The 18,846-nt window shown below is 52.8% G+C and carries 14 protein-coding genes; 10 read left to right on the top strand and 4 right to left on the bottom strand.

Going from position 1 to position 18,846, the window contains the following annotated elements:
* Nucleotides 1–107: 107 nt before the first annotated feature.
* On the bottom strand, nucleotides 108–1,478 hold the full coding sequence (locus PMI17_RS14130; protein ID WP_009128040.1) for an amidohydrolase: 1,371 nt from the start codon (nucleotides 1,476–1,478) through the stop codon (nucleotides 108–110).
* An 87-nt stretch (nucleotides 1,479–1,565) separates the two neighbouring features.
* Nucleotides 1,566–10,181: a GH36-type glycosyl hydrolase domain-containing protein gene (locus PMI17_RS14125; RefSeq protein WP_009128037.1), complete on the bottom strand. Its 8,616-nt coding sequence runs from the start codon at nucleotides 10,179–10,181 to the stop codon at nucleotides 1,566–1,568.
* Between the two features lie 272 nt (nucleotides 10,182–10,453).
* Between PMI17_RS14125 and PMI17_RS25540 the strand changes: the two genes are divergently transcribed.
* Nucleotides 10,454–10,615 (top strand): YnfU family zinc-binding protein, encoded by a 162-nt coding sequence (locus PMI17_RS25540; protein ID WP_009128036.1) that lies wholly within the window; start codon nucleotides 10,454–10,456, stop codon nucleotides 10,613–10,615.
* A gap of 25 nt (nucleotides 10,616–10,640) precedes the next feature.
* Nucleotides 10,641–10,946, top strand: coding sequence for a hypothetical protein (locus tag PMI17_RS14120; protein WP_235440737.1), 306 nt, complete (start codon nucleotides 10,641–10,643; stop codon nucleotides 10,944–10,946).
* A 14-nt stretch (nucleotides 10,947–10,960) separates the two neighbouring features.
* Here the strand turns inward: PMI17_RS14120 and PMI17_RS14115 are convergent, their stop codons facing one another.
* Nucleotides 10,961–11,233: a hypothetical protein gene (locus tag PMI17_RS14115; RefSeq protein WP_009128033.1), complete on the bottom strand. Its 273-nt coding sequence runs from the start codon at nucleotides 11,231–11,233 to the stop codon at nucleotides 10,961–10,963.
* Between the two features lie 194 nt (nucleotides 11,234–11,427).
* Here PMI17_RS14115 and PMI17_RS14110 point away from each other — a divergent pair, with 194 nt between their 5' ends.
* Together PMI17_RS14110 and PMI17_RS24510 are read left to right on the top strand one after the other, a co-directional pair.
* Nucleotides 11,428–11,904 carry a ferritin-like domain-containing protein gene (locus tag PMI17_RS14110; RefSeq protein WP_009128031.1) on the top strand — a complete coding sequence of 159 codons (477 nt, stop codon included), beginning with the start codon at nucleotides 11,428–11,430 and terminating at the stop codon, nucleotides 11,902–11,904.
* 296 nt (nucleotides 11,905–12,200) lie between these two features.
* Nucleotides 12,201–12,623 carry a hypothetical protein gene (locus tag PMI17_RS24510; protein ID WP_157178884.1) on the top strand — a complete coding sequence of 141 codons (423 nt, stop codon included), beginning with the start codon at nucleotides 12,201–12,203 and terminating at the stop codon, nucleotides 12,621–12,623.
* Between the two features lie 31 nt (nucleotides 12,624–12,654).
* Here the strand turns inward: PMI17_RS24510 and ampR are convergent, their stop codons facing one another.
* Nucleotides 12,655–13,548 carry a LysR family transcriptional regulator AmpR gene (ampR, locus tag PMI17_RS14100; protein ID WP_009128025.1) on the bottom strand — a complete coding sequence of 298 codons (894 nt, stop codon included), beginning with the start codon at nucleotides 13,546–13,548 and terminating at the stop codon, nucleotides 12,655–12,657.
* Between the two features lie 109 nt (nucleotides 13,549–13,657).
* Here ampR and ampC point away from each other — a divergent pair, with 109 nt between their 5' ends.
* From ampC to PMI17_RS14070, 6 genes are all read left to right on the top strand, one after another.
* The gene (gene ampC / locus PMI17_RS14095) at nucleotides 13,658–14,797 is read left to right on the top strand and encodes a class C beta-lactamase (RefSeq protein WP_009128023.1); all 1,140 of its coding nucleotides are present in this window, start codon (nucleotides 13,658–13,660) and stop codon (nucleotides 14,795–14,797) included.
* A 521-nt stretch (nucleotides 14,798–15,318) separates the two neighbouring features.
* The gene (locus tag PMI17_RS14090; RefSeq protein WP_009128021.1) at nucleotides 15,319–15,573 is read left to right on the top strand and encodes a biofilm/acid-resistance regulator YmgB/AriR; all 255 of its coding nucleotides are present in this window, start codon (nucleotides 15,319–15,321) and stop codon (nucleotides 15,571–15,573) included.
* A gap of 167 nt (nucleotides 15,574–15,740) precedes the next feature.
* The gene (locus PMI17_RS24900) at nucleotides 15,741–16,082 is read left to right on the top strand and encodes a hypothetical protein (RefSeq protein WP_009128019.1); all 342 of its coding nucleotides are present in this window, start codon (nucleotides 15,741–15,743) and stop codon (nucleotides 16,080–16,082) included.
* A gap of 146 nt (nucleotides 16,083–16,228) precedes the next feature.
* Complete coding sequence (locus PMI17_RS14080; RefSeq protein WP_009128016.1) at nucleotides 16,229–16,693, top strand: nucleoside deaminase; 465 nt, start codon at nucleotides 16,229–16,231, stop codon at nucleotides 16,691–16,693.
* Between the two features lie 289 nt (nucleotides 16,694–16,982).
* Complete coding sequence (locus tag PMI17_RS14075) at nucleotides 16,983–17,693, top strand: FadR/GntR family transcriptional regulator (protein WP_009128014.1); 711 nt, start codon at nucleotides 16,983–16,985, stop codon at nucleotides 17,691–17,693.
* Entirely contained in the window at nucleotides 17,680–18,846 is a 1,167-nt protein-coding gene (locus PMI17_RS14070; protein ID WP_009128013.1) for a PLP-dependent transferase, read from the top strand. The genes PMI17_RS14075 and PMI17_RS14070 overlap by 14 nt, the downstream gene beginning before the upstream one ends.

The following is an 18,846-nucleotide window of genomic DNA, read 5'->3' as shown; positions in this document are numbered from 1 at the left end:
CCCTCTCTTGTCATTAATTTCAGGCTAAGGAAAACATCCTGTACAGGCAAATGCCTAAATTGACTTTGTTTATCCAGGTGCACCGTTTAGCGCACCTGTCCAGAGATTCACACCTTCGCTAGCGCACCAAACGTCTGCTTGCCGTTATAGAAGGTCGCCATCACCGGTGCGATGTGCGCCACGGCTTCGGCGGAGCAGCTGGCGTTGACTAACATCATCGTCGCCGTGTCTTGCGCATTAGGCCATTGCCGCTCGCCCTCGCTGTTCAGCGGTAACACTTCGTTGGTGGCGATGCCTAACGCGCGGCTAAGCGAATACTCATCCGGGCCACGATACAGCTGCGAATAAACGTTGGCCTTTTCCAGCATGCTACCGCTGCCAAAAGGCTGCCAGTGATCGGCGATGGTGTCGGTGCCAGACCACACCGGTACGCCTGCCGCACGCAGCTGGGGCAAGGGCATGATTACGCGGCCAATCGGTACCGTGGTGGCGATGCTGAACTGATGCTCCTTCAGTTGCTCAATCATGGCGGCCAGTTCGTTACCCTGTAACGTGCCCAGCCCGAAGGCGTGACTGAGGGTGACTTTGCCTTTCAGCTGCGGGTTTTCCTTAACTGTTTTCAGCATATAGCGAATCGCTGCCACGCCGTGCGGTTCGGTTTCGTGCAGATGAATATCGATCGGTGCCGCAAAATCGAGCGCAATTGAAAACAGGGTATCCAGCGACTTCTCCATCGCCCCGTCAACGTTAGTGGGATCGAGTCCACCGACATAATGCGCACCCATTTTCATCGCTTCTCGCATCATGCCTTCCACTTTTGAACGCAATAAACCGTGCTGCGGGAAGGCGACAATGTCGGCGTGAAAATCGTCGCGATGATGGGCAATCGCCTGCTGCAGGTGTTCCAGACCTTGTAACTTACTAACCGGGTCGATATTGCAATGACTGCGCGCTGCGCTACTGCCTTTGGATTGCAACAGACCGATCAGCTTCTCGGCACGGATCTCAGAGGTGGGCACCAGCTCAGGCAAAATCTGCTCTTCCTGATGAATCATATCGACCACGCTGTGACGCGGCAGCGGCGCGCGCCAGCCTTCACCGTAGAACGTTTTATCAAGATGAATATGCATGTCACGCGTGGCGGGCAGCAGCAGATAACCGGCGGCATCCCACGTGGGCAGACTGCGAATGACACCCGCAGCATGAATGGCGGCAATGTTTCCGGCACTCACTTCGATGTCATACAAACCGGTGCGTGTGGCCGTAATTACCTCATTTTTGCGTATAAACGCCTCTTCCAGTCGCACGTTGCGTAAAAGATAGTGGCTGGCATCGATGCGGCTGAGATTGGCGGTTTGGCCAGTCTCGGCGGCGAGGGTACCGCTGCTCATACCGGCACTGAGTAAGGTGCCAGCCGCGGTAAGCTTCATGCCCGCTGACAGAAAATCCCGGCGATTTCCGGGAGATAAGATGCTCATGGCTAATTCTCCTTGTAGGGGAGAATTACCCTAAAATAGCCGCTTAGCGCGTGCTGCACTATTTTCCACTGCTAGCTATGGCAAAAACTAATGAGCCGAGTGATGGTTACCGTCCGAGATAATCCTCACCTGATGGTGTCCGGCTGCGCTGCTCAAGGTGATCTGGTCGGCGGCACAACGCTCATCATCCAGCCACAGTTGGTAATCCCCTGGCGCACGCGTGATATCAATCTCATAAACGCCTTCACCCTCGCGATAGATCACTTTTACGCCCGGCCATGCCGCCGGTAGACGCGGCCGCAGCTGCAGCTTATCGCCATGGCGGGTGATACCCAGCAGGCTCTCGATGATGAGCTGATAGGCCCAGCCCGCAGAGCCGGTGTACCAGGTCCAGCCGCCTCGGCCTTCATGATTCTCGGCGCTGTAGACATCGGCGGCCATCACATAAGGTTCCACCTTGTAGGTTTCTACATCAGCGGCATTCAGGCTGTGATTGATTGGGTTGATCAGCGCCAGCAGCGCCCAGGCGCGGTCGACCTGGCCCATTTCGGCAAATGCCATGATCGCCCACAGCGCGCCGTGAGTATACTGGCCGCCGTTTTCCCGAATGCCCGGTAGATAGCCACGGATGTAGCCAGGATTGGGGCCAACGCCGTTAAATGGCGGCGTCAGCAGCCTAATCAATCCGTTATCGCTATCGACCAGTTGCCGATCGAGCGCCTGCATCGCCGAGGCAGATTTGGCTTGATCGCCCGCGCCCGATAGCACTGACCAGCTCTGGGCGATGGCATCGATCCGGCACTCGGCGTTGCTGTGCGACCCCAGCGTTTCACCGCTGTCGAAGTAGCCGCGCAGAAACCATTCACCATCCCACGCAACCTGGTTGAGCGCGGTTTTTAACTCATTGGCCTGGCGCTGACACAGGCTGGCGGTTTCGGTTTTCCCAAGGCGTTCTGAGAGTGCAGCAAAGCGGGTAAGCACGGTGTAGAGGAAAAAGCCCAGCCAGACACTTTCGCCTTTGCCGGCGATGCCGACCGCGCTCATGCCGTCATTCCAGTCGCCAGATCCCATCAGCGGCAGCCCATGCTCACCAAAATTCAGGCCATGCTTGATGGCGCGTAACGCATGATCCCACAGGTTTTCACTCTGTTGGCTGATGTTCGGCAGGCTATACACCGATTCCTCCTCAGCAGGCAGAGGTGGCGCTTCGAGATAGGCAACCTGCTGTTCGAGTAGCGCCAGATCGTCCGTGGCGCTGATGTAATGACAAAGCGCAAAGGGGAGCCAGAGGTAATCATCCGAACAGCGCGTTCTGACACCGCGTCCTGAAGGTGGATGCCACCAATGCTGCACATCGCCTTCAATAAACTGTCGCGAGGCACACAACAGCAATTGATCGCGCAGCAGCTGCGGTGCGGCATGGGTGAGAGACAGCGTATCCTGCAACTGATCGCGAAAGCCGAAGGCGCCACCCGACTGATAATAGCCGCTGCGTGCCAATAATCGGCTGGCCAGGGTTTGATACAGCAACCAACGATTCGCCAGCAAATTCACCGCGCGATCGGGAGTAAACACTGCCACTTTATCTAACAGGCCGCGCCAATGTCTTTTGACTCTCTCCAGCTCGGCTTCCGCGCGATCGGTCGGCAGGAACTGCTGCATTAGCGCCAAAGCCGATCCGCTATCTTCTGCCGCGCCTAAAACAAAGACGAAGGTGCGCGTATCGCCATCAATGAGCGTGGTCAGCGTCTGCAGGCTGGCGCAGGGATCCAGGCCTGCACCGGTATTACCCGAAAGTCCGCGCGCTTGCATCATCGCCGGGTTACGCGTCGAGCCATTACGGCCGAGGCATTCAAGACGATTGCCGCTGAAGGCGATTTGATTGCCCGATGCGGCAAAGAACGCAGTGCGAGTCGAGCCAGCACTGACGTAAGGATTCACCGCAAGGATGGCGCTGCCAGACTCAACGTTCGCTGAGGAGGTCTGTACATGGCGTGCAGACTGGCTTACCCGTTCACCTAACACCCATTCAACGTAGCCGGTAATCGACATATAACGGGTTCTTCCGGATAGGTTGCTGAGCTGAATCAGGGTAATTTTCGCCGCATCTTCACCGGCGACAAAGGTGGTGACGCTGCTACAAATGCCTTGCTCCTGATGCACAAAGCGGCTGTAACCCATGCCGTGCTGGGTTAAATAATCGCCTTTACCGCGCAGCGGTAGCGGCATCGGCGACCAGACATCGCCGCTCTCTTCATCGCGCAGATAAAAGGCTTCGCCCGAGGTATCGCTTACCGGATCGTTATGCCACGGCGTCAGCCGATACTCATGCGCATTTTCATACCAGCTGTAAGCCTGGCCACTTTCAGAGATCACGCTGCCAAACTGCTTGTTGGCCAGAACGTTACACCAGGGAGCAGGCGTCTGATGCTCCTCAGGCAGCAAAATATGATACTCGCTGCCATCCGCGTTATAGCCGCCGGTGCCGTTAAACAGCTGCAGGGTGTCAGGCAGCGTGAGGCTGACGGGCGCAGGCGCGGCATGTTTATCGGGCAGGAAGTGAGCGGATGGCGGCGTGGGCTGAGGTTTTAATAGCACCGTGAGCTGATCGGCTAAACTGCCGTGACGTCCTTCCAGCACTACGGCCGCCACGCTGAGTAACAGCGTGATGTCCTCAAACACCAGGTGATCGCTTTGGCGGATGAAGATGCCGCCAGGTTTGTCGGTGAGCTGCTGGACATCTCCGCTGGCAATCATCTTAACCAACTGGTTTTGCAGCAGTTGCTGATAGCCTCCTTGCTCACCGTTGAGGATGACTAAATCCACCGTTAGCCCTTTTTGCCGCCAGTATTGATGCGCCTTAATCAAGTTACTCACCAGACTGAGTTGCGTACCGTTTTCAATGCGTACCAGCACAATAGGCAGATCGCCCGACAGCGAGTGGCGCCACAAGGCGGTCTGGCCCAGACGATTCTGCAGCAAACGTTGACTGTCGCCGCGCATTTCAGGACTGGCAAAAATCACCGCGCTGGCGAGTTGGTTATACAAACTGGCATCTTCAGCGGCGATATTGAGCTGACGCAGCGCCACCTGGCTGTGCGACGCCGCCATTTCAAACACCCGATTGGCGTAGACGTTGTTGCGATACTTATCAATCAGCGCCAGGCAGGCGGCACGCTGCTCGGTGACGCCATACAGCAGATCGAGCGTGATGGATTTACCGGGCCTGAGCTGAATTTTCTGGCGAATGGAGAGCAGCGGATCAAGCACCGATCCCGCACTGCCGCTGAGAACGCCGCCGGGCGCAACGGCTTGTGGATTGGCGGTGGTATTGCCACGGCCAATAAACTGCGCGCGATCGGTTTCATAGTGGGTGTCGCGCTCGCTCGCGCCATGAATCAGCAGGGCGTGAAACATCCACACCGGCTCGGTTTTGGCTTCGCGCGGACGGCGATGCGTGAGAATCGCCTCAAGCTCGGCAACAATCTCGGTCTGCACGAACAGGTTGCTGAACGCCGGATGCGCCAGATCGCTGGCAGCAGGCGCCAGCACCACTTCGGCATAACTGGTGATATCGATTTCGCGCAGCTGGCGTGAATGGTTGGTCAGGACCAGGCGGCGTATTTCCACATCATCTTCCGGTGATACCACCACATGTAGACGTGCGCTGAGGCTTTCACTGCGTGCTTCAAACTCCGCGCCGGCGTTGGTGAAACGCGCCAGATGCTGCGCCTGTGTAACCCCGCTCGGCTGGAATGTTGGGCTAATTACCTCGCCGGACTGGCGATCGCGGATATAGCAGAAGATACCATGCTGGTTGCAGGTGCCATCCGCGCGCCAGCGGGTTAACGCCAGCCCTTTCCACAGGCTATAGCCGGTGCCAGATTGCGTGACCATCACGTGGTAATTGGCGTTCGACAGCAGTTGCAATTGCGGCAGATATGCGGCCGCACCGCTAAACTCGCGCAGTTCGGGCGCGTTAGAGCGCGGCTTATTATCTGAATTGTCGACAAACTGACGACGCGGCGTATAGAGCTCAATGTCGTCCGGCACTCGCTCCTGCAGCAGTAAGTATGAGGACTGAAAGCGTGCACTCAACATGAAACGCGCCACCATCGGCGCATTGAATAGCAGATGCGAAATCGCCAGTAATCCCATGCCCTGGTGATGCGCCATGTAGGTTTTAACGGCGACAAATTGCTGACCGCGCGCCAGCCGATGAGCAGTAAAGTCGAGCGCCTCGTAAAATCCATACTTGCCGCAGGCACCCATTTTTTTCAGCTTCATCAGGTTATCGATGGCCTGAAGCGGCAGCACCATTAACGCCAGCATCGATGCGTAGGGCGCAACCACATGATCATCGCTCAGGCCGCGCTTCAGGCCCAGTTCCGGCGTACCAAACGCTTTGTATTGGTAGTTCTGGCTATCATCAAAGGCGGCGTAAGCCGATTCTGACACCCCCCACGGAATCTGCGCGGCTTCGCCAGAGGCGATTTGTTGCTTCACTGCGGATAAGGCCATTTTTTCCAGCAGCGTATCCGGGTACACCGGCATCACCAGATGCGGCATCAGGTACTCGAACATCGATCCGCTCCACGACATCACCGCCGGTTGGTTATCAAGCTGCGTGAATAAACGGCCCAATACGAACCAGCTTTTTACCGGAAGCTGATTGGCTGAGATCGCAAAGTAGTGTGTAAGCCGCACTTCGGAGGGGAAGAGGTCATAGCTGCCTTTATCGAGCAGGCCGCTGTCGAGGCTATAACCGACGCTGAGCAGCGCGGTGCTCTCAACATAGAGAAAGCGGAAATCCATTTTGGCGTGATCGTCCAGTCGACCTTCCAATTCCAGTAAGGTCGCCATACGTTCCCGCGCCGCCCACATCACCGGAGCTGATTGCTGCGCGTCCAGCTCAGGATAATGCGTACCTAATTCGCTCAGCCACAGAAGTGAAGGCAAGGTGGCAGGCAGCGTATGTTCAGGAGTGATCCAGCTGAAAAACAACGCCCACTCTTGCTGAAAATCGACAAGCTGACGGATGAACAATTCAAACCATTTCACCTGCAGCGGCGGCATCTTCATCTGCGCCAGCAAAATTTCACTCAGCGTAATCAGGGCGGAGAGCTGATGAGTGATGGCAGCAGGTGCAGCCTGTTGCAGCACCACAAACTGTTCGGCCACTTCATCCCAGCGGTCATTGCGTTCGGCACCGAGCTGCGTTTTAGCCAGTAACAAGGTGTCGTTTAAGCCCGCCATGATGACCGCCAATGACAGCAGCGGCTGCTGTTTCCACTGCGCCAGTCCAGCCTGCAAGGTTGCCAGATGCGCCGCAAGGTTGCCGCTGTCCACGGTGGAGACGTAGCGCGGCTGCAGCGGTTTAAGCGTGTAGGTGTCATACCAGTTGTAGAGATGACCCCGAAAATGCTCCATGCGATCAAGACTGTCGAGCGTGGCGAGGGTGCGCGAAATCACCTGTTTCTGCGTCACGTAACCAAAATCCCAGGCCGTTAACGTGGCAAGCAGGGAAAGGCCAATATTGGTTGGCGACGTGCGGTGCGCCACGGTGGGCTGCAGCACCTCCTGGAAATTATCCGGCGGTAAGTGGTTATGCTCGGCGGTGACGAAGTCATCAAACCACGCCCAGGTATGTCGCGCGCTAGAACGTAAAAACTGCTGCTGCTCAACCGAGAGCTTTTTCTGGCGGGCTTCGGCGGGTTTACTTAAGCGCCATAACAGCCACGGTGTTGCCAGCCAAAGCAGTGCCAGCGGCATCACCAATGCGGTCAATGAGGGGTTGAGCAGGATGGTCAAAAGTGACAGTGCAACGCCGGCCAGTGGATTAATCCACATAGCACGATAGAAATAACGCAGGGTCGGGACATTTGCGGCACTGCCAGCCGAGGCGCTTTTCCATTCGTTCAGAAATTGCCCGCTCACGTTGAGCCGCCACAGCGTGATGATAATCGCTTTCAGCGACCAGTAACTTTCATGCGGTAAGGTCGCCAGGGTGAGTCCCGCTCTGCTCAGTCGCGTCAATGCATCGGTGGCGAGGATAGATAAATGATGTTGCCAGGCGCGCTTTTTACTTTTGCGCATGCCCTCAATGCCCAGCGCCAGAATGCCAGGTAGTAGCAGGAAGAGGACGATGCAACTGAGCCAAAACAGGGGATTAGCCACAGTGGTGAAGCTCAGGCAGATCAGCAGCAGCAATGCCGGTGCCACCAGGCTACGTCGCAGGTTATCGAACAATTTCCAGCGCGAAAGCGCGCTGAGCGGATTAGCCTGATGGCCGCCATCTTCAAGACGCACCTGCAGCCGCAACCAGTTAAGTAGCTGCCAGTCACCGCGCACCCAGCGAAAACGGCGCGCGACATCGCTCAAATAGTTGTCAGGGTAATGTTCATACAGCACCACATTGCTGACCACGCCGGATCGCGCATAACAGCCCTCAAGCAGGTCATGACTGAGCACCAGATTTTCCGGGCAGGTATTACGCGTCGCGCGCGAAAACGCTGCCACATCATAGATTCCCTTGCCGACAAACGAGCCTTCGCCAAACAGATCCTGATAGATATCTGATGACATTGAAGAGTAAGCATCATTTCCGGGCACGCTGCTGGAGAGGCGCGCGTAGAGGCCTTGTCCGAACGGTGGAATCTCTTCCGCCAGGCGCGGCTGAAGAATGGCATAGCCTTCCACCACGCGGTTTAAGCGCTCATCGAAAACGGGGGCATTCAGCGGGTGCGCCATGATGCCAATTAGCTTGTGGGCGGTTTCACGCGGCAGGATAGTATCGCTGTCGAGGGTGATGACGTATTTCACCGTGCGCATTTGCGCCTGATTGGCACCGACGATGACGTTAAACATCTCCGCTTCACCCTGCAGCCAGCGATTCAGCGCATGCAGTTTGCCGCGCTTGCGCTCGTAACCCATCCATACGCCCTGCGACGGGTTATGTACCCGATTGCGGTGCAGCAGGGTAAATAGCACATCGTGGTTGGCTTTACTGCTGTAGCGGCGGTTCAGCGCCTCAATTTTCAGCACCGCATAGCCAATGACTTCATCATCCTGCACCTCATGTTCGGCCACGCTGTCGGTGAAATCGGCCAATAGCGCAAACGAAATGTTGTCGAGGGCATTGCCGAGATAGCTGGTTTCCAGCGAGCGTAACAGGGTATCCGTGCCGGTTTTTGTGCTGATCAGACAGGGAATCACCACCAATGTGCGGTCGCCATCGGGCACCGCCTGTTCGAAATTGAGGCGTGGCAAAGGAACCGGAAGGCGGGTGCGTGTCGTGACCTCGCTCAGCAGCTGCAGGGCGAGCTGACTGCTGATTAAGATCACCGCTGGCACTAATAAGATCCACAGCACCACAGACATACCGGCGTGATGGGTGACCAGCAGTGTTTCGGCGCTAAAGGCGGTGGTGAGGAGCGTCAGGCTGCCTAACCAGGAGAGAAGTGGCGTCTGACTTAGGTGATGGCGTGCCTGACTCAGCAAGGAACTGCGCGGCTGCAGCTGTTGCTCAAGCTGCGCGCGCCCTTTATCCAGCAAGAAATAACCGATATGTTGCTGGCGCGGCGGCAATCCAGCCTGACGACACAGCGTCAGTGCCTGATTGGCGACGGCAAGCTCATCAAATTGGCTCTGTCGCGCCAACTCCTCTATCACATGGCGATATTGATCGCGGCTGTCAAAGTGCATCTGCGGATAAATCCCCGCCGGATCCTGCACCAACACCTGTTCCACCAGACTCAGCGATTCAACAAAATCCTGCCAGTTGATTTCACCCAGCTGACGGAGTCCGGTAATACTGTTGCTGACGGAAAGCTGGCTCAGCGACAGCTGGCGGTTAAATTGTTCAATCACATCCGCGGTATTACGGCCGGTATTAAGCAGATGTTGTTCAACCCAGGTTAGCGCCAGTGAGTGATTCTGGCCATTGAGCTTGCGCGCCAGTTCAGCGACAAAGGCTCCGGACAACTGCTCATTTTTGTGCGCCATCTCAGCAATTACCTGAATGACGCGGGTGGCATCTTTGGCCGAATGATGAACGATCTCATCAATCCACGCACCCGCCTGGCTTCTTTCCAGATGAATTTCGGCTACGCCCTGGGCAATGCGCGCAAGGTTATCGAGTAACGCAAAGCGCAGCATGGCTGGCAGCGCCCAGAGCTCACCCATTAGCAGCGGGGTAACGCGCTGATAAGCTTGAATAAAGCGTGATAACACCGCCGATTCCAGACGACCGTCGCTGTGGCTGATCATCTCATCAGCAATCGCCTGAATGCGCAGCGTGTGGCTAGGTTCGGTTAACGCGGGCAATCCCTGACCAAATTTGGTCGGCAGTAGTTGGCGCACCATGCGAATCTGTTCTTCGATAATATAGAAATTATCCAATAGCCATTCGCCGGCAGGCGTCAGATTACGCTTATCACCGGTACTTAATATTTCCGCACTTTTTATCAGCGCCTGCTCGTTCTCTGCCAGACGTTGCAATAATTTATAACTTTTCTTCGCTGTAGAGAGGTGATGAGTTTTTGCTAATCGCGCGCCATAATTTTCCATTTGCTGCTCGGAAAAAACATCTGGCCGGTTCGCCTGATAAATGCCGCTTTCATGTAAAAATTCAATACTGGTACGTTCCGTTGCCGGCAGCGCACTACTGTTTATGATCAACCCGGTGGGAAGTTTATTTTTCATAATGGCATCACAAAAAAATCCAATGGATTATAAAAGCCAACACTATCAACAGGAAATTGACGGCATGAGGGAAGGTGAGGGAAATTAATGATTCTATTGAAAGTATAGCGTTAAATGCATTTAACGTCTGGTTTAAAAAGTAAAACTAAATCTAAAACATTTAACTGAGCGTATTGATGGAGTTGAGTGGTTTTAATCTTAACCTAAAGGGTTTGTCGGCGTGAAAAAAATCTGGTGTGTTAGAATGAGTTATCTGAAAAAGGAAAATAATTATGAGCTGGTTAAACCAATTTTTAGAAACGCTGGGACGCCGCGAGGTCAAAGCGCAATGTCCGGTGTGTAAAAAGCTTTGCTCACAATCCTCAATAAAACAAGCACGCGGTCAGGCAATGTTGTGCCCACACTGTAAATCGTTATTTATCATGGAAGAATAAATTATTATTGCTTCGTCACTTCTGCATGTTAATCGATGAAATGATTCGGCCTGGTATTCAAAATATTGATGAAAAGGTTAAAGCTATGCGCCATATCCTTGAATGGATTGATTTAAATGAACAAGCACCAGGCTATAAGCAGGAGTGTATTGTGCAATTTGAAAGCGGCGAAGTGCAGGGCGGCTGGCTGTATGGCGGCCAGTCGCGTAGCGGTGAGCATATTTTTCTTGAATCGCATGCTGAGTATGAAGTGAGTATGGATGTCGCTTTCTGGATGTCACTGCCACCCGCGCAACCAGAGCAGTTAGCGGCTTTTCCTCCAACGATATGAATACAGTAAAATAATTATTTATCATATTCGATAAATGCACGCTGCGCTTCGGCCTTGTCGACAAATTGAAATGATTGCGGATGTATTAATTTCTCATCACAATACCAAATGTCATTTATACGTTTAAATTTGTCACCCTGATGAAATGATTGATCATTGTCTAAACGCATCACGGCATATTTACCGCTGGTAAAGGCAACTTCATACAAGGAAATTAAACTGAGTGACGATAGAGATCGTTCATGAACGATCTCGCAGCACAGTTCAGGAATGCTACTCTTTTTCATTGTTTCGTCTCCAGATTCGCTTTGCCTAAGTCTGGCAATAATTTTAATAATGTGGCGAGTTTATTTTTCAGGCTTCGCTTGTGAATTAACAATTGTTAACCATGATTAAGTCAGGCTTATGTGCCAGCGGGGATGAAGATTATCCCGCACCCACAATTTTATCTGACGATTTCACGATTATAAAAGGTAATAATATGACGATTAAAACATTACAAGATCTGTTCGTGCATGATTTATCCGATATTTATAGTGCAGAAAAACAGATCACTAAAGCGCTGCCAAAAATGATTCGCGCGGCGACCGATCCTAATCTAGTCGCTGCGTTTAAACAGCATCTGGAAGAGACGCGTGGTCAAATTGAACGTATTGATCAATTGGTTGAGCTTACCGAAGGTGTGCAGATTAAACGCATGAAATGCCATGCGCTGGAAGGATTAGCCGAAGAGGCGCAGGAAATTATTGATGAAGTTGAACAGGGCCCGGTGAGAGATGCTGGCCTGATTGGCGCTGCGCAAAAAGTCGAGCATTACGAAATCGCTACCTACGGGACGTTACGCGCATTAGCGCTGAAACTCGATTATCAGGATGCGGCTAAGTTGCTGGGTGAAACGCTGGAAGAAGAAAAAGCCACCGACGAAAAACTGACGCTGATTGCTGAAGAGCAAGAGTGATTTTAGTGAAAGATAGCTTGCCTTACGCACCTCTGCGTGAGGCTTCTTGCCTTAGATAAAACCCTCGACGCTTCTAACATCGCATGCTGCTAATGACAGCCCTCTCATTGACTTTATCTTTGTTCCATCTCCGCTACTTGCGCGATCGTAACGGCATTACTGGGCATATCCTTATTTCACGTGTTAAATAAACTTCCGGTAAAGCCTGATGCAGATCAAGGTATGGCAACAGCGGGTAGCCTACTTTACGCTTCGTAAAGAAATGTCAACCCGGTTGGCACGCAATGACTACGGGAGTGAGAAAAGTGATCAATACAAAATTTTTACGGGGTGCACTGCTGCTGATGGCGATTATTGCAGTTAGCCCGGCACAGGCTATCAGCGCTGCGCATCGTTCTGCCCTTGAACGTTCGGGATGCGACATGCAAACAGAGGCAACCTGGTGCGATATTCACAAAACCAAAGCGCAGAATGAGGCTAATCGTCCTGCTGCTGAGCAGATAAAAAATACGCAGGAAGCTGAGCGCCGCAAGATCGTTTCCTTTCTGGAATCACATGTTGTGGCACAACCTAAAGCGCGTGCTTTTGCGGCACTGGTGGAACAGGGTTTCATGCGTGAAAATGATGGCGATTATTTCAAAATTACCGATCGTTCAGCGTGGCACGTGTTGATGACATTCAACGCGGATGGCAAGGTTGAAACTGCTGACCTCAAGTAGCGGATGAATATTACTTTTTCCTGAAAACACCCTAAGATGTACTCCGTTTATCCCCGCCAAACTGTTCACTTAGCCAGACTGAAAACGCCGTCATGGCGGCGCTTTCGCTGCGCGACTGCAATCGCGTAAGCCAATAGCTTCCCAGATTGATCTCCGCATTAAAGGGGCGCACCAGCCGTCCGGTTTGCAGCAAGTGACTGAAGATGTTCACCGGCGCTAACGCTACGCCGGCTTCCTGCATCGCCGCTTCAATCATGGTTAACGACGAATCAAAAATCATCACTGGATGAGCGGGAGAAGGCGGATGCTCGTTGATGCTTTGCAACCATTGGCTCCACTCATCACGGCGAAAAGATCGCAGCAGGGTGAATTTGTGCACATCAGCAGGTTGCTGCAACTGCCGGGCGATGGACGGGCTACACAACGGTGACAACGGGGCGGGGCAAATACACTTAGCCTCGGTGCTGTGCCACGCCCCGCTGCCAAAGCGAATGGTGTAATCGTGACCTTCTGCTGCTGGATCGACGCGATTGTTATGGGTGGAGAGCTGCAGCTCAATATGGGGATGCCGATGATTGAAGTCATTCAGGCGCGGCAGCAGTAAACCCGTGGCGAAGCTGCCCACTACGCCGACCTTTAATTTTTCACGCATTCTACCCGCTGAAAAGCGATCCAGCGTATCGGCAATGCGATCGAAAGAGTCATTCAACACCGGCAGCAAACTCTCACCTTGCGGCGTCAACATCAAGCCGCGTGAAACCCGGACAAACAGCGGGCAGCCGAGCTGCTGCTCCAGTAATTTTACCTGCTGGCTCACCGCCGCATGGGTAACGTGCAGTTCAATCGCAGCGTTAGTAAAACTTAGATGACGTGCGGCGGCTTCAAAGGCTCTCAGCGCATTAAGTGGGATGTAGGGGCGAGTCACGGCTTTACCTGTAAGATTTTCTTTTATCTGCCACTAAAATTAACCGTTTGTTGCCCGCTGTCAAATTGGGCAAACTGCAGGCGAAATAACCACCCGGAAGACTAATAATATGAAATTGATTTCTCGCACCCTGCTAGCGTCGCTGCTGGCATCAGTTAGCGCAATCAGCATGGCCGCCCAACCTGAGGTTGAAGCCAGCGTGAGCCAGATCATCAAACCCCTAATGCAACAGCAAGCGATTCCCGGCATGGCCGTAGCGGTGATAGTGAAAGGCCAGCCTTACTTTTTCACCTGGGGCCTGGCGGATACACAACACCTGCTTCCGGTTACGGCAGACACGCTGTTTGAACTCGGATCGGTAAGTAAAACCTTCACCGGTGTCTTGGGCGGCGTGGCCGTAACCAAAGGCGAAATTAAGCTTAGCGATGCTGCTAACATATACTGGCCGGCACTTAATGCACCGCAGTGGCGTCCTATCACGCTGCTGCAACTGGCGACCTATACCGCAGGCGGCTTGCCGTTACAGGTTCCCGATGCGGTCACTGACGAAGATAAGTTGGTGAATTTCTATCAACAGTGGCAGCCGCAATGGCAGCCCGGCGCCACCCGACAATATGCCAATAGCAGCATCGGTCTGTTTGGTTTACTGGCGGTGAAACCCAGCGGGCTGTCATTTGAACAGGCGATGCAACAACGCGTGTTGACGCCGCTGAAGCTCGATCACACCTTTATCAACGTGCCGCAAAAAGAGCAAAAACGGTATGCATGGGGCTATCGCGACGGCAAGCCGGTGCGCGTTTCGCCTGGCATGCTGGACGCCGAAGCCTATGGCGTAAAATCGTCGATAAAAGATATGGCGCGCTGGATGCAGGCCAATATGGATCCGCAGCAGGTTGAGGACAAAACTTTGCAGCAGGCTCTCGAGCTAGCGCAAACGCGTTTTTACCGCACCGCGGCTCTCTATCAGGGATTGGGCTGGGAAATGCTGGATTGGCCAGGTCAGGCAGCAATGACTGAGAAGGGCGCAGACAATAAGGTAGCGCTCGGCGCGCAGCCGGTATTAGATGCCAGGCCACATCCGCGCGTGAACGCATCATGGGTACACAAGACCGGCGCCACTGGCGGCTTCGGCGCTTATGTCGCTTTTATCCCAGAGAAGCAGTTAGGTATCGTCATGCTGGCCAATAAAAATTACCCGAACACCGAGCGGGTAAAAGCCGCGATGCAGATTTTAACGGCGTTGCAGTAAGCGTGAAGGGGCGATAATTTCGCCCCATGTAAACCAGACAGCATTAATTTAATGGCTTAAATCGGCTTAACTCCAAAGGAGTAATAATCATTATTTGTGACTAATTTACAATTCTCTTTGCTCTCTAACTATCACGCAACTGACTGTTCTGGATGACTTTATTTTAACTGCTTAAATTAGCAGCGTTTTTTTACAAAGATAATTCTGTACTCTCAATGTGCATTTGTATATTTTTGTCATCCGGCGCGAAAGAGAAAATATCCTTCGTGCTAAACCTCAAAATATACTTACTTTCAGCAGGCTCTCTTGATAGATACTTTCTACTTCTTAAAAAATATTTTCCTCCTATTACGACCCCTTCGGTTGTTAAAAAAACAAGCAATCACTGCTAAGCGCGACTTTCGCTTATCGGTGCCTGAATGTCTGAACTGAGTAGAAAACACCGTTTTCGCGCAGTTTACGACGATGTAGATGTAATGAGTATCCCACTTAATGCTGGTCTTAATTACCAGGGAGCAGTCATGCAAAAAAATAATATGAGTACCGATTTTGTCAGCTATTTTAACTGTGGTTCGGTGCATTTAAAATCCGAAGCCGAAATTCTCGGCTCGGTTATCAGAACCCTGATTGCGGACAAGAAGAGCGTCACCAACAAGAACATTATTATGCATCTTATTGCCGAGCTGGAGAGTACGCATGACAGAGCATTGCAAGAGTGTTTACGCAGCACGCTGCAGATTGTTGTCGGGCGAACGCCGGACGATGCCGGTATTTAATATTGCGAGGAAGATAATCGTAAAATTAACCTATTGGCTTTAAGAAGATGTTTTTTCCTGAATCAGGATTAATCTGACAGTAACACACCACGGTAATTGGGTTATGATAACTGGACAGACCAGGTTTAACTGGCAAGATCCAACCCCCCAAAATAAGCGATAATTAGATGAATTACAGCAATTTTGAAGCAAAGGTCAGCTTCTGGCCACATATGCATTTCACAGCAATTGAAATGGCGCAGTGCGGCGAATTTTATGAAATCTACGCCACCGATTTGAGCCGTCTTAGCAAGAGCAAACTCTTTCTGGGCCGCACGCATGACAAGCATCTGGCGGATACCTACTGCAAACACTTCGAGGAGTGGCTGCCTAAGGTTAATCGCGCAATAAAATTGCGTACGGTTGCACCTTTATCACATGGAGGGGTTGCGCAAACCTTCACTAACCAATGTGAGTTAGAAACGCTTCCCGGCCAGATAGATGCCAGTCGTAATAGCAACCATTGGTAAGTCTGGATGGAAACAAAATCTTACTCACTCAACGGTTAAATTGTATGCGTTCGACATGTCCTTCGCTTTCTAATATTAAAAAATTGAACCAGGCTGAAATTGAAATAGAGGTTCAATGATTATTGAAGTGGAAAAGTGAGGCATGAATGGACTTTGTACAACGTACTATTGATTTGGCGATGAAAAATGTTGAGGAGGGTGGGCGGCCCTTCGCAACCGTAATTGTGCGTGACGGTAAGGTGGTGGCAGAGAGTGCTAATCGTGTTGCGCAGACTAACGATCCTACCGCGCATGCCGAAATTTTGGCTATTCGCCAGGCCTGTTGTGAACTGGGTAGTGAAAATCTTACCGACTGCGAAATCTATATTCTCGCCAGCCCTTGCCCTATGTGTTTAGGCGCGCTTTATTACTGTAGTCCCAAGCAGGTCATTTATATTACTAAGCGTGAAGAGTATTCAACTTATTATCGTGATGACCGGAAATATTTTGAATTGGATACTTTCTACGATGAGTACAGTAAACCCATTGAGCAGCGTCGCTTGCCGATGAAATATCAGCCTCGCCCACAGGCGCTGGACGTTTATAAGCGCTGGCAGTTGCTAAACAAATAAGTGTACACGTTTAGCGCGCAGAGGCTATCGCGCGCTAAACGGTAAATATTCGCTAACGGTTTAACATCCCCACTCGTCTCTTCCTGGTAAGCAAAACTTCCCGCTTCGTTTATTTCAGCATTCACCTTTCCCGTCCTTATCTGGTGCAGATCTCACCCTTTTGCACCGGCAAAATGCATAACCTGCGCTTATTACCGCTAACAAATTTCATTTATTTCATGCACCTGAAAATATGGCACGGCGGTTGCTAATCGATTGGTAGAGATGTTGGACCAATTAAGGCAATGCCATGCAGATACCGGTTGAGCTTCATCCTATTTCCACCCCGCGCAGCGACACGCTGATTCTTGATGCGCTCACGCGTTATATGGCGCAGTCCGGTGCACAGCCCGGCAGCCGTTTGCCGCCTGAGCGGGTGCTGGCAGAGAAGCTTGGCGTGAGCCGCAATACGGTGCGGGAGGCGCTAAAACGTTGGGAAGCGTTAGGCATTATTCTGCGCAAGAAGGGCAGCGGCACCTTTCTGCAGGCTGAGGTCGGCATTAATGACAGCTTTTTATCGCTGCGCTTTAAAAATGACTCAACCAACATGCTGCACGCGCTGGAAGTGCGCCGCATTATCGAATCTGAATCCTGCGTGCTTGCCGCCCAGCGAGCAACGACAGAAGACCTGCATGCAATAGAGCAGCGCCTAGAGGAGATGGAGCGGGTGCATCTGGCGATTGGCTCAGCCGGGCCAGAAGACTGGGCATTTCATGCCAGTATCTATCGCGCGGCGGGTAATCCACTGCTGCTGCAAATGCTCAACGGCATTTATGACTCGTTTCACGCCTTTTTCGAATCCCCACCGGAACAGGCGCTGTTTTCTGACTCTTTCCCACTGCACCGCGAACTCTTTAACGCCATCCGCCAGCGCGATTGCGCGGCGGCACGCGCTATCTGCCATCAAATTCTCGATATCACCGAACGCGACATGAAGGATGTGATTAATGCCAAACGATAAACCGCTTGCCCAGCAAACGCTGCTTACCCACGATCGGCGCCATGAAAACGGCGCGGTGACCACGCCGATTTACCAATCCTCGCTGTTCACCTTCAGCGATTACGACAGCATGATTGCGCGCTTTCGCGGCGAGAGCGATCAGCCACTCTATTCGCGCGTCGATAACCCGACGGTAAAAGCGCTGCAGGAGAAAATGGCCGCGCTGGAAGGCGGCGAAGCCTGCCTGGCCTTTGGCAGCGGCATGGCGGCGATCAGCAATGCCATTCTCAGTGTGGTGGTGCCGGGGCAGAAAGTGGTGTGTGTTAATCACGTTTATCCCGATACCTACCGCTTCTTGCGTGGCTTCTGTCAGCGCTTCGGCATTGTTACCGAATTTGTTGATGGCGATGATGAGGCCGCAATTCGCGCCGCGTTGAGCGACGCCAGCCTGCTGTATCTGGAGAGCCCGTCCAGCTGGGTAATGAGCGAACAAAACCTGCATAATCTCGCCGGGCTGGCGCGTGAAGCGGGCGTAATTAGCATCATTGATAACAGCTGGGCGTCGCCCATTTTCCAGCAGCCGCTGATGTGCGGTATCGATATCGTGGTGCACTCGGCATCGAAATACATCAGCGGCCACAGTGATGTGGTCGCCGGCGTGGTGATCGCCAGCCAGCTGCTCATCAACAACATTACCCGTTCTATCAGTCCTTACCTTGGCGGCAAGCTGTCGGCACATGAAGCGTCGCTGCTGATGCGCGGCCTGCGCACCTTGCCATTACGTATGAAGCATCATCATCAGAGTGCGCTCACCCTTGCGCAAAAACTGGCTGAACATCCACTGGTAACGGCGGTGTGCCATCCGGGATTGCACCCGCAGCCGTGGTCCTCATTACGCGGTTACAGCGGTCTGTTCGCCTTCGAGGTGGCTGAGCAAGTGGATATTCCGCAGCTGTGTAACGCGCTGGAACTGTTCCATATGGGCGTGAGCTGGGGCGGATTTGAAAGCCTGGTGATGCCGGCGATCTCGGTGATCAATCAGGCCAATGAATTTAACTCGGCGGTCGATTTTGGCGTCTCGCCACGGCTGATCCGCATTTCGGTGGGCCTGGAAGAGACCGACGATTTGTGGGCCGATCTGCAGCAAGCCCTTGCCAGCGCTAACCGCGCGTAA

Origin of the sequence: Pantoea sp. GM01 (genome assembly GCF_000282675.1) — a bacterium.
Classification (GTDB): domain Bacteria; phylum Pseudomonadota; class Gammaproteobacteria; order Enterobacterales; family Enterobacteriaceae; genus Pantoea; species Pantoea nemavictus.
The sequence above is the reverse complement of the archived record's forward strand: the minus strand, read 5'-3'. Positions and strand labels throughout refer to the sequence as shown.

Coding starts and splice junctions, on each gene's coding strand:
- PMI17_RS14130 (WP_009128040.1), bottom strand. CDS start 1,478: ATGAGCATCTTATCTCCCGGAAATCGCCGGGATTTTCTGTCAGCGGGC.
- PMI17_RS14125 (WP_009128037.1), bottom strand. CDS start 10,181: ATGAAAAATAAACTTCCCACCGGGTTGATCATAAACAGTAGTGCGCTG.
- PMI17_RS25540 (WP_009128036.1), top strand. CDS start 10,454: ATGAGCTGGTTAAACCAATTTTTAGAAACGCTGGGACGCCGCGAGGTC.
- PMI17_RS14120 (WP_235440737.1), top strand. CDS start 10,641: ATGTTAATCGATGAAATGATTCGGCCTGGTATTCAAAATATTGATGAA.
- PMI17_RS14115 (WP_009128033.1), bottom strand. CDS start 11,233: ATGAAAAAGAGTAGCATTCCTGAACTGTGCTGCGAGATCGTTCATGAA.
- PMI17_RS14110 (WP_009128031.1), top strand. CDS start 11,428: ATGACGATTAAAACATTACAAGATCTGTTCGTGCATGATTTATCCGAT.
- ampC (WP_009128023.1), top strand. CDS start 13,658: ATGAAATTGATTTCTCGCACCCTGCTAGCGTCGCTGCTGGCATCAGTT.
- PMI17_RS14090 (WP_009128021.1), top strand. CDS start 15,319: ATGCAAAAAAATAATATGAGTACCGATTTTGTCAGCTATTTTAACTGT.
- PMI17_RS24900 (WP_009128019.1), top strand. CDS start 15,741: ATGAATTACAGCAATTTTGAAGCAAAGGTCAGCTTCTGGCCACATATG.
- PMI17_RS14080 (WP_009128016.1), top strand. CDS start 16,229: ATGGACTTTGTACAACGTACTATTGATTTGGCGATGAAAAATGTTGAG.
- PMI17_RS14075 (WP_009128014.1), top strand. CDS start 16,983: ATGCAGATACCGGTTGAGCTTCATCCTATTTCCACCCCGCGCAGCGAC.
- PMI17_RS14070 (WP_009128013.1), top strand. CDS start 17,680: ATGCCAAACGATAAACCGCTTGCCCAGCAAACGCTGCTTACCCACGAT.